The 12,652-nt window shown below is 64.3% G+C and carries 11 protein-coding genes; 6 read left to right on the top strand and 5 right to left on the bottom strand.

All coding sequences use genetic code 11. The features are described from left to right. Positions 1-181 precede the first annotated feature (181 nt). Positions 182-1,981, top strand: coding sequence for a translation elongation factor 4 (gene lepA / locus ACEWPL_RS09470; protein ID WP_393931697.1), 1,800 nt, complete (start codon positions 182-184; stop codon positions 1,979-1,981). A gap of 5 nt (positions 1,982-1,986) precedes the next feature. On the opposite strand, the gene ACEWPL_RS09475 is transcribed toward lepA, so the two are convergent. Continuing rightward, a complete protein-coding gene (locus tag ACEWPL_RS09475) occupies positions 1,987-2,448 on the bottom strand; it encodes a hypothetical protein (RefSeq protein WP_393931699.1) in 462 nt (153 codons plus the stop codon). A gap of 119 nt (positions 2,449-2,567) precedes the next feature. Beyond that, complete coding sequence (locus ACEWPL_RS09480) at positions 2,568-2,687, bottom strand: entericidin A/B family lipoprotein (RefSeq protein ID WP_393931701.1); 120 nt, start codon at positions 2,685-2,687, stop codon at positions 2,568-2,570. 147 nt (positions 2,688-2,834) lie between these two features. On the opposite strand from ACEWPL_RS09480, the gene ACEWPL_RS09485 reads away from it, so the two are divergent. Continuing rightward, positions 2,835-3,035, top strand: coding sequence for a CTP synthetase (locus ACEWPL_RS09485; protein WP_393931703.1), 201 nt, complete (start codon positions 2,835-2,837; stop codon positions 3,033-3,035). Positions 3,036-3,201: 166 nt separating this feature from the next. On the opposite strand, the gene ACEWPL_RS09490 is transcribed toward ACEWPL_RS09485, so the two are convergent. From ACEWPL_RS09490 to ACEWPL_RS09500, 3 genes are all read right to left on the bottom strand, one after another. Next, positions 3,202-3,723, bottom strand: coding sequence for a bactofilin family protein (locus tag ACEWPL_RS09490; protein ID WP_393931705.1), 522 nt, complete (start codon positions 3,721-3,723; stop codon positions 3,202-3,204). Next, positions 3,713-5,032 carry a DUF5930 domain-containing protein gene (locus ACEWPL_RS09495; protein WP_393931707.1) on the bottom strand — a complete coding sequence of 440 codons (1,320 nt, stop codon included), beginning with the start codon at positions 5,030-5,032 and terminating at the stop codon, positions 3,713-3,715. Before ACEWPL_RS09495 ends, ACEWPL_RS09490 begins: the two co-directional genes overlap by 11 nt. A 377-nt stretch (positions 5,033-5,409) precedes the next feature. After that, positions 5,410-5,871, bottom strand: a complete 462-nt coding sequence (locus ACEWPL_RS09500) for a peroxiredoxin (protein WP_393931709.1) — start codon at positions 5,869-5,871, stop codon at positions 5,410-5,412. Positions 5,872-5,993: 122 nt separating this feature from the next. Here ACEWPL_RS09500 and ACEWPL_RS09505 point away from each other — a divergent pair, with 122 nt between their 5' ends. The 4 genes from ACEWPL_RS09505 (at position 5,994) to ACEWPL_RS09520 (ending at position 12,591) form a co-directional block, all read left to right on the top strand. Beyond that, positions 5,994-9,437 carry a YhdP family protein gene (locus ACEWPL_RS09505; protein ID WP_393931711.1) on the top strand — a complete coding sequence of 1,148 codons (3,444 nt, stop codon included), beginning with the start codon at positions 5,994-5,996 and terminating at the stop codon, positions 9,435-9,437. 29 nt (positions 9,438-9,466) lie between these two features. Beyond that, positions 9,467-10,519, top strand: a complete 1,053-nt coding sequence (gene queA, locus ACEWPL_RS09510; protein WP_393931713.1) for a tRNA preQ1(34) S-adenosylmethionine ribosyltransferase-isomerase QueA — start codon at positions 9,467-9,469, stop codon at positions 10,517-10,519. A gap of 110 nt (positions 10,520-10,629) precedes the next feature. Further along, entirely contained in the window at positions 10,630-11,907 is a 1,278-nt protein-coding gene (locus ACEWPL_RS09515) for an MFS transporter (RefSeq protein ID WP_393931715.1), read from the top strand. 99 nt (positions 11,908-12,006) lie between these two features. Then, a complete protein-coding gene (locus ACEWPL_RS09520; protein ID WP_393931718.1) occupies positions 12,007-12,591 on the top strand; it encodes a DUF924 family protein in 585 nt (194 codons plus the stop codon). The last annotated feature ends 61 nt before the right edge of the window (positions 12,592-12,652 follow it).

Here is a 12,652-nt window from a genome sequence, read left to right on the forward strand (position 1 = left end):
CGTGCCGTTTTTTCTGCCCGTTGCAGGGCGGGCCTGCCCGTGCCTGTTTGCCCGATCCGCGCCCGGTTTTCAATTCGGAAGATGCGGTGGGCTGCCTCATGCGCATAGCGGTGCGGACAGGGGGCACGGGCGCTGCCGATCCACCTTGACCAGACATGCAATCCCATACATATCCCGTTGCATGACAGACCTTGCACATATCCGCAATTTTTCCATCGTGGCGCATATCGACCACGGTAAATCCACGCTGGCCGATCGCCTGATTCAGCAGACCAACACGGTCGCGGAACGGGACATGAAGGAACAGATGCTGGACAGCATGGATATCGAGCGCGAGCGCGGTATCACCATCAAGGCGCAGACCGTCCGGATCAACTATACCGCCAAGAATGGCGAGGAATACATCCTGAACCTGATCGACACGCCCGGCCATGTCGATTTCGCTTATGAGGTCAGCCGCTCGATGCGCGCGGTCGAGGGATCGCTTCTGGTGGTGGACTCGACGCAAGGCGTGGAGGCGCAGACGCTGGCCAATGTCTATCACGCCATCGACGCCAATCACGAGATCGTGCCGGTCCTCAACAAGATCGACCTGCCCGCCACCGATTGCGAGCGTGTGGCCGAGCAGATCGAGGATGTGATCGGCATCGACGCCTCGGGCGCGATCCGGGTCAGTGCCAAGACCGGGCAGGGCATCATCGAGACGCTGGAGGCGATCATCGAGCATCTGCCGCCGCCGACCGGGGACGTCAACGCACCGCTCAAGGCGATGCTGGTCGACAGCTGGTATGACCTCTACCTGGGCGTTGTTGTGCTGGTGCGCATTATGGACGGCGTTCTGAAAAAGGGCGACCGGGTGCGCATGATGCAAAACGGCAGTGTCCACCAAGTCGAGCGTATCGGCGTCTTTCGCCCCGCGATGACCGTTGTCGACAAGCTGGAGCCGGGCGAGATCGGCTTTATCACCGCGTCGATCAAGCAGGTGCGCGACACCAAGGTCGGCGACACCATCACCCATGACAAGGCGCCTTGCGCCACGCCTCTGCCGGGTTTCAAACCGTCGGTGCCGGTGGTGTTCTGCGGCCTCTTTCCTGTCGATTCCGCCGAGTTCGAGGACCTGCGCGATGCCATCGAGAAGCTGGCGCTGAACGATGCCTCCTTCAGCTACGAGATGGAGACCTCCGCGGCGCTTGGCTTCGGTTTTCGCTGCGGATTCCTGGGGCTCTTGCATCTTGAGGTCATTCGCGACCGGGTGGAACGCGAGTACAACATCGAGCTGATCACGACCGCGCCGTCGGTCATCTACAACGTCTACATGAAGGACGGCACGCTTTTGCCGCTGCACAACCCGGCGGACATGCCGGATCTGAGCACGGTCGATCATGTCGAGGAGCCGCGCATCAAGGCGACCATCCTCGTGCCGGATGAATATCTGGGCGATGTGCTGAAGCTCTGCCAGGACCGGCGCGGCATTCAGGAGGATCTGACCTATGCCGGCGCGCGCGCCATGGTGGTATATGATCTGCCGCTGAACGAGGTTGTCTTCGACTTCTACGACCGGCTGAAATCGGTGACCAAGGGCTATGCCAGCTTCGACTACCAGATGACCGGCTATCGCACCGACAATCTGGTCAAGATGTCGATCCTCGTGAATGACGAGCCGGTCGATGCGCTGAGCATGATGGTGCACCGCGACCGCGCCGAAATGCGCGGGCGTGCAATGGTCGAAAAGCTCAAGGACCTGATCCCGCGCCACATGTTCAAGATCCCGATCCAGGCGGCCATCGGCGGCAAGGTCATCGCGCGCGAGACGCTGTCTGCGATGCGCAAGGACGTGACGGCCAAATGCTATGGCGGCGATGCCAGCCGCAAGAAGAAGCTGCTGGAAAAGCAGAAGGCGGGCAAGAAGAAGATGCGCCAGTTCGGCAAGGTGGATATCCCGCAAGAGGCGTTCATCTCGGCGCTCAAGATGGATAACTGACCCGGTCAGGCAACCAGCATCTGGGATGCGGGCCGCGCCCGGATAGTGGACATCGGCCAATCTTCGGGGTGGTGGACCAATCCGCGCAGGACGGGCGTGAAGTGGCAGATGTCGATCTGCTTTCGCAGCGCAGCGGTGCCGCGCAGGCGGCGCGCGGTGACCTGGTTCGGCCAGATATCATTGGATGGCGGTATGTGGCTGTCAGCCCGCCCTTCGATGCCACGGGTCAAGCAGCGCAGTATGGCACGCGGACGCGTATTCGTCGCGATGGGGGCGCTGGCCGTGACAACCGAGCAAATACGGTTTCCGACACAGACCATCGCATCGACCCGAGGTGCCCGATCTCCCGTCAGGGCCGTGATGGCCGTGCGTAACGCGGATTGCGCCAATTGCATGCTATGCGCCCCATCGGGAAGCGGGGCTGTTACGGAGTAGCTGTAGGTCGAATCGATGGATGTATGGCTCATGCCGCCAATCTGCCGTCTATGTCTTAAGGTATCATTGAGCCGGACTGATCACGCGGCAAAGCGCGCAAAAAAGGGGCAGCCCAAACCGCCACCCCCTTGTTCGATGTCGTCGGCGGCGTTCAATCCGCCTCGTCTTCGATTGCTTGGCCCGTGTTTTGAACATCTTGGCCAAAGCCTTCGACGGTGTTGCACGCGGCAAGGCCAGCGATTGCGATCAGGGCGATTACGAATTTAGGCATGTCATATCTCCTGTTGGGGTATCAACGCGACAACGCAGCCGCGAAGCCAACGGTTCCCGCCTGACGACATGACATGGATCAAAGCGGCGGCATACCTTGCGCGTTAGGGTGCGCCTATCTGAACACCGTCCATGAAGGAGCCTTGTCATGTGGATGCTCGCCAGTTTTCTGAATATAATCATCGGCACCACCCTGGCAGGGATCGCCGTCATCGTCGCGCTGGTCGCGGGCTATGATGACATGAATGGCGTGATCGTCGCCGCCGTTGTCGGCTTTGTCATCAGTCTTCCCGTGACGTGGTATGTTGCGCGGCAGATCATGCATCTGCGCAAGGGCCAAAAGATTTGACAGACCCGCGTCTGTCCATGTCGTAGATGTGTTCGGAACTGTCGGGGCGTGCTGTCATGCGCGCCCCTTTTAATTGTGGGGCAAGCCTCCGAATGAGAACCGCCCCCGAACCGAAGGGCACGGAGGCGGCGGAATTCAACGAGGCGCCGTCAGGCGTGGTGGTGGATCAGCCGTGCTGCTTGGCTTCGGCGGGCTTGGCCCCAGAAGGCTCTGCGATCTTGGCCTTGGGGTTGAGCGGATCGTCCTGACGCTGAACCGAACCCTCGAAATGGGCGCCGGACTCAATGGCGATCGTCTTGTGGATGATGTCGCCTTCGACGCGGGCGGTCGAGGTCAGGCGCACCTTCAGGCCGCGCACGCGCCCCACGATGCGGCCATTGATCACGACGTCATCGGCGATGACTTCGCCCTTGATCGTCGCGGTCTCGCCGATGGTCAGCAGGTGCGCGCGGATGTCGCCCTCGACGGTACCTTCGACCTGGATGTCGCCGGTCGTCTTCATGTTGCCGGTCACGTGCAGGTCCGAGGACAGGACCGATGCGGGCGGCTTGGCCTTGGGGGCCTGCGCCTTGTAGTCGCCTTGGGGCGCTGCGGGCTTCGACGCGTCCTGCGGCTTGTCATGGCCTGCCGGCTTGGGCGCGTCGGCCTTTTGCGGGCTCGGGTCGTTGATTTTGCTTTTAGAAAACATCTCTCGCAGCCTTGATATATGTCATTGGGTTGACGGCATTGCCGTTAACGCGAACCTCATAGTGTAAATGGGTGCCGGTTGACCGTCCAGAGTTTCCCATATCACCGATATGGTCTCCACGCGAGACTCTTTGTCCCTTCGTCACGCGGATTTTAGATTGGTGCGCATAGCGGGTTTCGATACCGAAGGCGTGCTTGATCTTGACCAGCCGTCCATAGCCCGAAAGCCAACCTGCATGGGTTACGACGCCATCGGCGGTCGCGTAGATCGGCGTGCCCGTGGGCCCGGCCATGTCAGTGCCCGCATGCATCCGGCCCCAGCGCTTGCCAAAGCCAGACGTGTAGCGGAACGCGCTTTTGAGGGGCAGGGCGAAGGGCGCCTTTTCGGCGGCGATTCGGTAGAGGTTCAGGCGATCCATCTGGTTGAGGATGCCATTGGCGCGCGCGGCGTCGGGCGAAGGCTCCTCGCCGCGGGTCGAAAAGCTGAGCGGCATGAGCGGGCCGCCCTGACCGGAATAGCCCTTGCGCACGGTATCGAGCATCGTGTCGGTGTTCATGCCGGCGGCACGGAACATCTTGTCCAGCGGCTCGACCGAAATGGTCATCGCATCCTCGAGCTGGCGGAAGATCTGATCGTTCTGATCCTGCATCAGGCGGATCTGCGCCTGCATCTCGTCGGCCTGGAGAAGCGCATCCTGCGCGTCGGCGGTGATCTGATCACGCTCGGCGGCGGTATCGGCCAGCGCGGCCGTCAGAAAATCGACGGGGCTGGAGCCGGTCTCGCTATCCTGCGCCAGCGGGCTGTCGGCGCCGGAAGTCTCAAGCTGCGCGGTCAATGTCTCGGTCTTGTCGCGGGCGGTGTCCCGCTCCTGCATTGTGCGGCGCAGGGTGGCCTGGATGACCCCGATGCCGGTCTCCATCTCGCGGCGGCGCGTTTCAGACGCCAGAAGTTCGGATTGCATCACCGAGATCTGCTCGAGCGCCGAGTTGAAACGCTCCTGCGCGTCGCGGGCCTCGGCGGCGCGCTTGTCCCGCTCGGCGCTCAGATCGTTCAGGCGCCGCTCGTAGGTGCGCTGGTCGCGCTTGGCCTGCTCACGAAAATTGCCCGACCCGATGCTGTCCATCAGCAGAATGGCAGTGGCGATGATGGCCCAGCCAACGATCAGCGATACGCCGGTGAAGGCGATCAGCTGTGTCGCGGGCCGCAGCCGCATGAAGCGCGTGTCGGTGTCCGAGCGCAGGAAGATCCGGCGTTCTGGAAAATGGCGCTCAAGAAATGCATGAGTTGCGATTGCGATACGTGTACGCAAATGTCCGTCCCCGATTATTCCGTTACGTCCCGTCGCTGGCGCGCGTCGTTGGGTAGGCTGCGCAGCACCTTGGGCTTTTGCTTAGCCAGCACAGGCAAGATGGGCAACTCTTTTGCAGCCAATCGCGGCCAAACGGCGGCGGGGGGCCGATAAATGGCAGATTATTGCCGATCTGCAACGGCTTGAGCGAGGATTTGCAGGCTTTGGCTGCGCCCCGATGCCGCAGAGGGCGCCGCCCCCTTGCGCTGGACGCGCCGCGACACGGGGGGCTAGTGGCAACCCCCTCGGCAAAGGGGATGGGTATTTTCACCAAGAAAAAACACGGGCAGGCGAAGCCGTCTGCCGGCCTTTTGTGAGGCGGTCAGGCACCGCGCGGATCAAAGTGCGCGCACGGCGTCCAGCACCTCGCTCGCATGTCCGGGCACCTTCACTTTGGGCCAGATTCGCGCAACCCGGCCATCCGCGCCGATCAGGAAGGTGCTGCGCTCGATCCCGAGAAATGTCTTGCCGTACATCTGCTTTTGCTTCCAGACGCCATAATCCTCGCAGGCTGTGCCCTCGGCATCGGAGGCCAGCGGCACGGTCAGGTCGTGCTTGGCGGCGAATTTCTCGTGCTTGGTCACGGTATCCTTGGAAATGCCGACCACCTTGACGCCCGAAGCCTCGAATTCCGGCAGAAGCGCCGAGAAGTCGCGCGCCTCGTTGGTGCAGCCGGGCGTGTCGTCGCGCGGGTAGAAAAAGAGGACCACGGGCGCGCCCGAAAGCTCCGTAAGCTGAATTTCGCCGCCGCCGCCCAAAGGAAGCGTGAAATCGGGCGCCATGTCTGAAATATCGGGCATCTGTGATCCTTGGGTCTACTTGTGTTCGTGATATATTAGTGTGGTGCTGGCCGAATGCAAAAGGCAGCACGCACGAGCTATCAGGCGCTCCGCTGTCACCGCCATCGCCCCCGAAGGAGCAAATGAGCAAGTATCCTCCCTCTCATCCTCCGGCCGAGCCTCGCGCACCGGATGCACAGGCTGCGCACAAGTCGCGCCACGCGCGCCGCAGGCGGCGGCGCAAGGCCGGGCTGTGGTCGCTGCTGAGCATGGCCGTGCTGGCGGCGGCGGTCGCGGTCTTTGCACTGTCCTATCTTGGTGCGCCTGTGGTTGTGCCCGACTGGCTGCGCAGCCGCATTGTCGAGCGGATCAACGCGGAGGCGGGCGGCCTGAACGTGGATCTGCGCGAGATGGTCGTCGTGGTCGACGAGGGCTGGACCCCCCGCCTTGCCTTGCATGACGTCACGCTGCGCGGCCCGGATCGCCGCGTCATCGCCACCCTGGCCGAACTGGGCGGCACTGTGGCGCTGCGCCCGCTGCTGCAGGGACAGGTTCAGCCTTCGCAAATCCGTCTGTCGGGTTTGCAGGTGAGCCTGCGGCGTAATGATGAGGGCGATGTCGGTCTCAAGCTGGGCGGCGCCGCCCCTGCGAACGGGGCGGTCGGCCCGGCCGCACCGCGCGATGTCAGCGGCCTCATCGCGCAGGTGGACGAGGCGCTGACACGCCCCGCCATGGCCTCTTTGCGCCGGGTGCATGCGGACAACATGACCCTGCGCTACGAGGATGCGCGCACTGGCCGGGCCTGGACCATCGACGGGGGCAAACTGGCCGCGACGCGCGAGGGCGGCACGCTGCGCATGCGCGGGGATTTCACCGTACTGGGCGCGCGCGCCTATCCCAGCACGCTCGAGATGAGTTTCTCCAGCCGGATCGGCAGCAGTGCGGCGCAGCTGGGGCTGAACTTCTCGGACCTGCCGGCGGGCGATCTGGCGATGCAATCACCGGCGCTGACATGGCTCGATGCGCTGGATGCGCCGATCTCGGGCGCGCTGCGTGCCCGGCTGGATGCCGAAGGTCAGCTTGGCCCGCTCAATGCCAGCTTGCAGATCGGCAAGGGCGCGCTGCGCCCCACCGCAGGCACGACGCCCATCGAATTCGATGCGGCGGGCAGCTATTTCACATATGATCCCAAGGCGCAGACGATCACCTTCGAGGCGGTTTCGATCGAGAGCAAATGGGTCTCGGCGCGCGCCGAAGGCATCGCCCACATGATTGGTGGGCAAAGCGGCTGGCCCGATGAATTCTTGACCCAGCTCCGGGTGACCGACATCACCGCCGATCCGGCCGACCTCTATGATGCGCCCGTCGCGTTGGACGGCGCGACGCTGGACATGCGGCTGCGGCTGGCGCCGTTTCATCTTACGATCGGCCAGCTGAGCCTTTCGGACCAGGGGCGGCACCTGGTGCTGGAGGGCGACCTGCGCGGCGGCGAGGCGGGCTGGGATCTGGCGCTGGACGGGCGGATGGACCAGATCGACCGCGACCGCCTGATGGAGCTGTGGCCCGAGGCGGCCGTTCCCAAGACGCGTACATGGGTGTCGCAGAACGTGTCCGAGGCGCAATTGCGCAACGTGCAACTGGCCGTTCGCTCACCCCCAAAGAATCGGGCGGATGTTTTTCTCGGGTTCGATTTCGAAGGGCTCTCTACCCGCTTCATGAAGGAGATGCCGCCCCTTCAGGAGCTCTCTGGCACGGCGCGGCTGCTGGACGGGCGCTTTGCCATTACTGCCGATAGCGGTTGGATCCAGCCGGACGAGGGCGGGCGCATCGACATATCCGGCACCAGTTTCGCCGTTCCCGATGTCGAAGTGCACGAAGCGCCCGCCGAGGTTCAGGTGCGCACCAACAGCAGCATCACCGCCGCGCTGTCCCTGATGGACAACAAGCCATTCGAGTTTCTGAGCAAGCAGGGCAGGCCTGCCGCGCTGGCCGAGGGCAGCGCACAGGTCGCGGCGCAGTTGGGCTTTCCGCTGAAAAAAGAGCTCAAGACACACGAGGTCGATTTCGATGTGCAGGGCAGGCTGAGCGATGTCAGCAGCGATGTTCTGGTCCCGAACCGGGTGCTGAGCGCCGAGGCGCTAACCGTCAGGATCAATGAGGACGGTTTGCGGGTGGCCGGCGATGGTCGCTTGGGCGAGGCGCCATTCACCGGTGCCTATACCGCCGCGCTGGGGCCGGACTCGACCGGCAGCCAGGTCAAGGGGACCGTCACGCTCGATCAGGCCTTTGCGGATGAGTTCGGGATCGGCCTGCCGCCGGGCAGCCTCGGGGGCAGCGCCAAGGGCGATGTAACCGTGGATCTGGCCAAGGATGGCACGGGCAGCTTCGTGCTGACCTCCGATCTGGCGGGGCTGGGCCTGTCCCTGTCGCAACTCAACTGGAGCCTGACGCGCGCGTCGCGCGGCGCGCTGGAGGTGCGGGGCCGTCTGGGCACGCCGCTTCAGATCGAGGCGCTGTCGCTGGACGCGCCGGGCCTGAGCGCGGCGGGGAGCGTCAGCCTGACGGATGCGGGCCAGTTGGATCGCGCGACCTTCTCGCGCGTCTCGGTCGGCGGCTGGCTGGATGCGCCGGTGACGCTGGTCGGGCGGGGCAAGGGCGCGGCGCCCGGCGTCGAGGTAACGGGCGGCGAGGTGGATCTGCGGCGCGCCGATCTGGCCGGATCGGGCGGCGGCACGGGTCAGGGCGGGCCTGTCTCGCTGGCGCTGAGCCGCCTGATCGTCTCGGATGGTATCGCGCTCAGCGACTTTCGCGCGCAGCTGGACACGGCCAATGGCGCGGACGGCACCTTTACCGGGCGCCTCAATGGCGGTGCACAGGTCCGCGGGCGGGTCGTGCCGCAGGACGGGCGCAGCGCCTTTCGCATCGTCACCGAAGATGCGGGCGGCGTTCTGGGCTCGGCTGGTGTGCTCAAGCAGGCGCGCGGCGGCGAGATGGAGCTGATCCTGACGCCTGCCGGGGCGCCCGGCACCTATGAGGGGCAACTGACCGGCGGCGACATCTGGCTGACCGATGCCCCCGCGCTGGCTGAACTCCTAAGCGCGATCAGCGTGGTCGGGCTGCTGGAGCAAATGGCGGGCAGCGGCATCCATTTCAGCGATGTCGACGCACGTTTTCGGTTGGGGCCGGAGCGGCTGACGCTTTACTCCGGCAGTGCGGTGGGCGCATCGATGGGCATTTCGATGGACGGCTATTACTATCTCGCGAACAAGCAGATGGACATGCAGGGGGTGGTGTCGCCCCTTTATATCGTGAACGCCATCGGCGGCATGTTCACCCGGCAGGGCGAGGGGCTGGTGGGCGTGAATTATACGCTGAGGGGCGGGGCGGCGGCGCCGAAGGTGTCGGTCAATCCCTTGTCGCTGTTGACACCCGGCATGTTCCGCGAGATTTTCCGCCGCCAGGCGCCCAGCCCGCCCGATGCCCGCCCGCCTGGAACCGCAGGGTCCGAGCCGGAGGCCAGCGCGCCAGCACCATCGCCCCCGCGCCGACAGGACCTGGGCGGCCAGGGCGGTATCAACAGCCGGTAGTCTCGGCCGCAATTAGTAGAGGCCGCGCGATGCAGCTGAGCGACTTCGATTATGATCTGCCGGACGATCTGATCGCCGTGCGCCCCGTCCGTCCGCGCAGTGCGGCCCGCCTGCTGGTGGCCGATGGCCCGGATCTGACCGATGCGCATGTCGGCGATCTGCCGGACTGGTTGCGTCCGGGTGATCGCTTGGTGCTGAACGACACACGCGTCATTCCGGCGCGCCTGTCGGGGCTGCGCACCCGCGACGGCGCGCAGGGCCGCACCGAGGCCCGGATCGAGGTGACGCTACTGCAACCGCGCCCCGATGGCGGGTGGAGCGCGCTGATCAGGCCGCTGAAGAAGTTGCGCGAGGGCGAGGTGGTGGTTTTCTCGGACCGGCTGAGCGCCACGCTGGTCGCCAAGGAGGACGGGCAGGGCGCGCTGACCTTCAACCTGAGCGGCGACGATTTCGACGCCGCGCTGGCCGAGGCGGGCGCGATGCCCCTGCCGCCTTACATCGCTGCGCGCCGCGCTGCGGACGCGGCGGACAAGGACGACTACCAGACCGTCTGGGCGCGCCACGCGGGCGCCGTTGCCGCGCCTACCGCATCACTGCATTTCGACGCGCCGCTGCTGGAGGCGCTGGCCGCGCGCGGCGTTGCCATGACACATGTGACGCTGCATGTGGGCGCCGGCACCTTCCTGCCCGTCAAGGTCGAGGACGTGACCACCCACAAGATGCATGCCGAATGGGGCGAGGTGACCGAGACCGCCGCCGCCGAGATCGCCGCGACCAAGGCCGAGGGCGGGCGCGTCATCCCGGTGGGCACCACCGCCCTGCGCCTGATCGAAAGCGCGGCGCGCGCCAGCGGCGCCATCGCGCCCTGGACGGGCGAGACGGATATCTTCATCTATCCCGGCTTCGATTTCAAAGTCACCGATGCGCTGATGACCAATTTCCACCTGCCCAAATCGACGCTGATGATGCTCGTCTCGGCGCTGATGGGGCAAGACGAGCTGCGCCGGATCTACGCTCATGCGGTCGCTCAGAGATACAGGTTTTTCTCCTACGGCGATGCATCCTTGTTGATCCCGCGCTGAAACGCTGCCAAGGGCGAGGGCGACACGACCGTCCTTGAGTCGCATTCAAGGCAGACACACCGCGCATCTCCGGGCCAGATTGCCCGGCGCATGACCCCGGGAGAGACGACATGTTCAAGGTTCTATCAGGCGCATGGGCGCTTCTCTTTGGCATGATGCTGCTGCAGGTCGGCAACGGCATGCAGGGCACCCTTCTGGGTATCCGCGGTGAGATCGAAGGGTTTTCAACCTTCGCGATGTCGCTGGTCATGTCCGGGTATTTCGTCGGCTTCCTCTTTGGCTCGCGGCTTGCGCCCGAGATGATCCGGCGTGTGGGCCATGTGCGCGTGTATGCGGCGCTCGGCTCACTGATCTCGTCGGTGATGCTGCTTTATCCCACCTGGACGGACCCCTGGGCCTGGGGCCTCGCGCGCGTGCTGATCGGGTTTTGCTTTTCGGGCGTCTATGTGACCGCCGAGTCGTGGCTGAACAATTCGGCCAGCAATGAGAACCGCGGCAAGGCGCTGTCGCTTTACATGATCGTGCAGATGATCGGAATCGTCTCGGCGCAGGGCCTGATGATCGTCGCCGATCCGGGCGGCTTTATCCTGTTCATCATCCCGTCGGTCCTGATTTCGATCTCCTTCGCGCCGGTTCTGCTGTCGATCAGCCCGACTCCGGCCTTCGAGGCGACCAAGCCGATGACGCTGCTGCAGATCTATCACACCTCGCCGCTGGGCTGCGTGGGCATGTTCCTGCTGGGCGGCATCTTCTCGGCGCAGTTCGGTATGGGCGCGGTCTATGGCGGCAAGGCGGGGCTGAGCGTGGGCGAAATCTCGGCCTTCGTCTCGGCTTTCTATGTCGGCGCGATGCTGATCCAATATCCGCTCGGCTGGCTTTCCGACTGGATGGATCGCCGTCTGTTGATCATGATCGCCAGCGCAGGGCTGGCAGCTGGGGCGGTCCTCGCCATGATCTTCGGCGCGAATTTCACGATGCTGCTGACCGCGGCCTTTATCGTGGGCGGCCTCTCCAACCCGCTGTATTCGCTGCTGATTGCCTATACCAACGACTTCCTCCAGCATGAGGATATGCCGGCGGCGGCCAGTGGTCTCGTCTTCATCAACGGCCTCGGTGCCATCGCGGGCCCGGTGACAACCGGCTGGATGATGTCAGTGATGGGGCCGCGCGGATTTTTTCTCTATATCGCGATCCTAGGCGCGGCCATGGCCATCTATGCCGCGTACCGCATGACACAGCGCCCGACACAGGTCGTCGATCCGGTCGAAGGGTACACGCCGGTCATGCCCTCATCGTCGCCAATGGCCGTGACCTATGCTCAGGAATACGCCGTTGATGTCGCACAGGAAGAAGAGGCCGAGGAGGCCGCCCGCGAAAGCGCGGCGTGAGCGGAATTTCGCGTTTGTAGCAATACTTTACTGTCCATGGCCGCCGTCATGGCGGTAATCTGACAGATACGGCGGCGCGGCAATTGAGGAGTTGAACCCGTGACGGCACCAGAGGAAATCCTTGCCTTCTGGCTCGATGATGTCGGGCCCAAGGGCTGGTACGCGCCCACCGATGCGCTGGACGCGCAGATCCGGGACCGCTTCGAACCTGCATTGCAAAGCGCGCGCAACGGCGCCTATGGCCTCTGGCTGACCTATCCCACCGGAACGCTGGCCTATATCATCCTCATGGACCAGTTGCCGCGCAACATGTTCCGCGGCGCGGGCACGGCCTTTGCCACGGATCGCCATGCGGTCGCCGCCGCCAAGGCCGCAATCGGGCGCAAGTGGGACATGATGATCGACGAGCCTGCCCGCCAGTTCTTCTACCTGCCGCTCATGCATTCCGAGAACCTCTGCGATCAGGAGCGCTGCATCCGCCTGATTTGTGAGCGTATGCCCGAGACGGACGACAGCCAGCTTTTGCACGCGCGGGCGCATCGCGAGGTGATCCGCCAGTTCGGCCGCTTCCCCTATCGCAATGAGGCGCTGGGCCGCAGATCCACGCCGGCCGAGACGGCCTATCTCAAGGCGGGGGCCTACGGGCACACGGTCCGCCAGCTTCAGCAGAAAGACGCCGCCTGACTAAGAGCGGGTCAAACCGAAATCAGACCGCTACCCCGCCGCATCCGACCTGTTCGGGTGC

The organism is Roseovarius roseus (assembly GCF_043355935.2).
Lineage (GTDB): Bacteria > Pseudomonadota > Alphaproteobacteria > Rhodobacterales > Rhodobacteraceae > Roseovarius > Roseovarius roseus.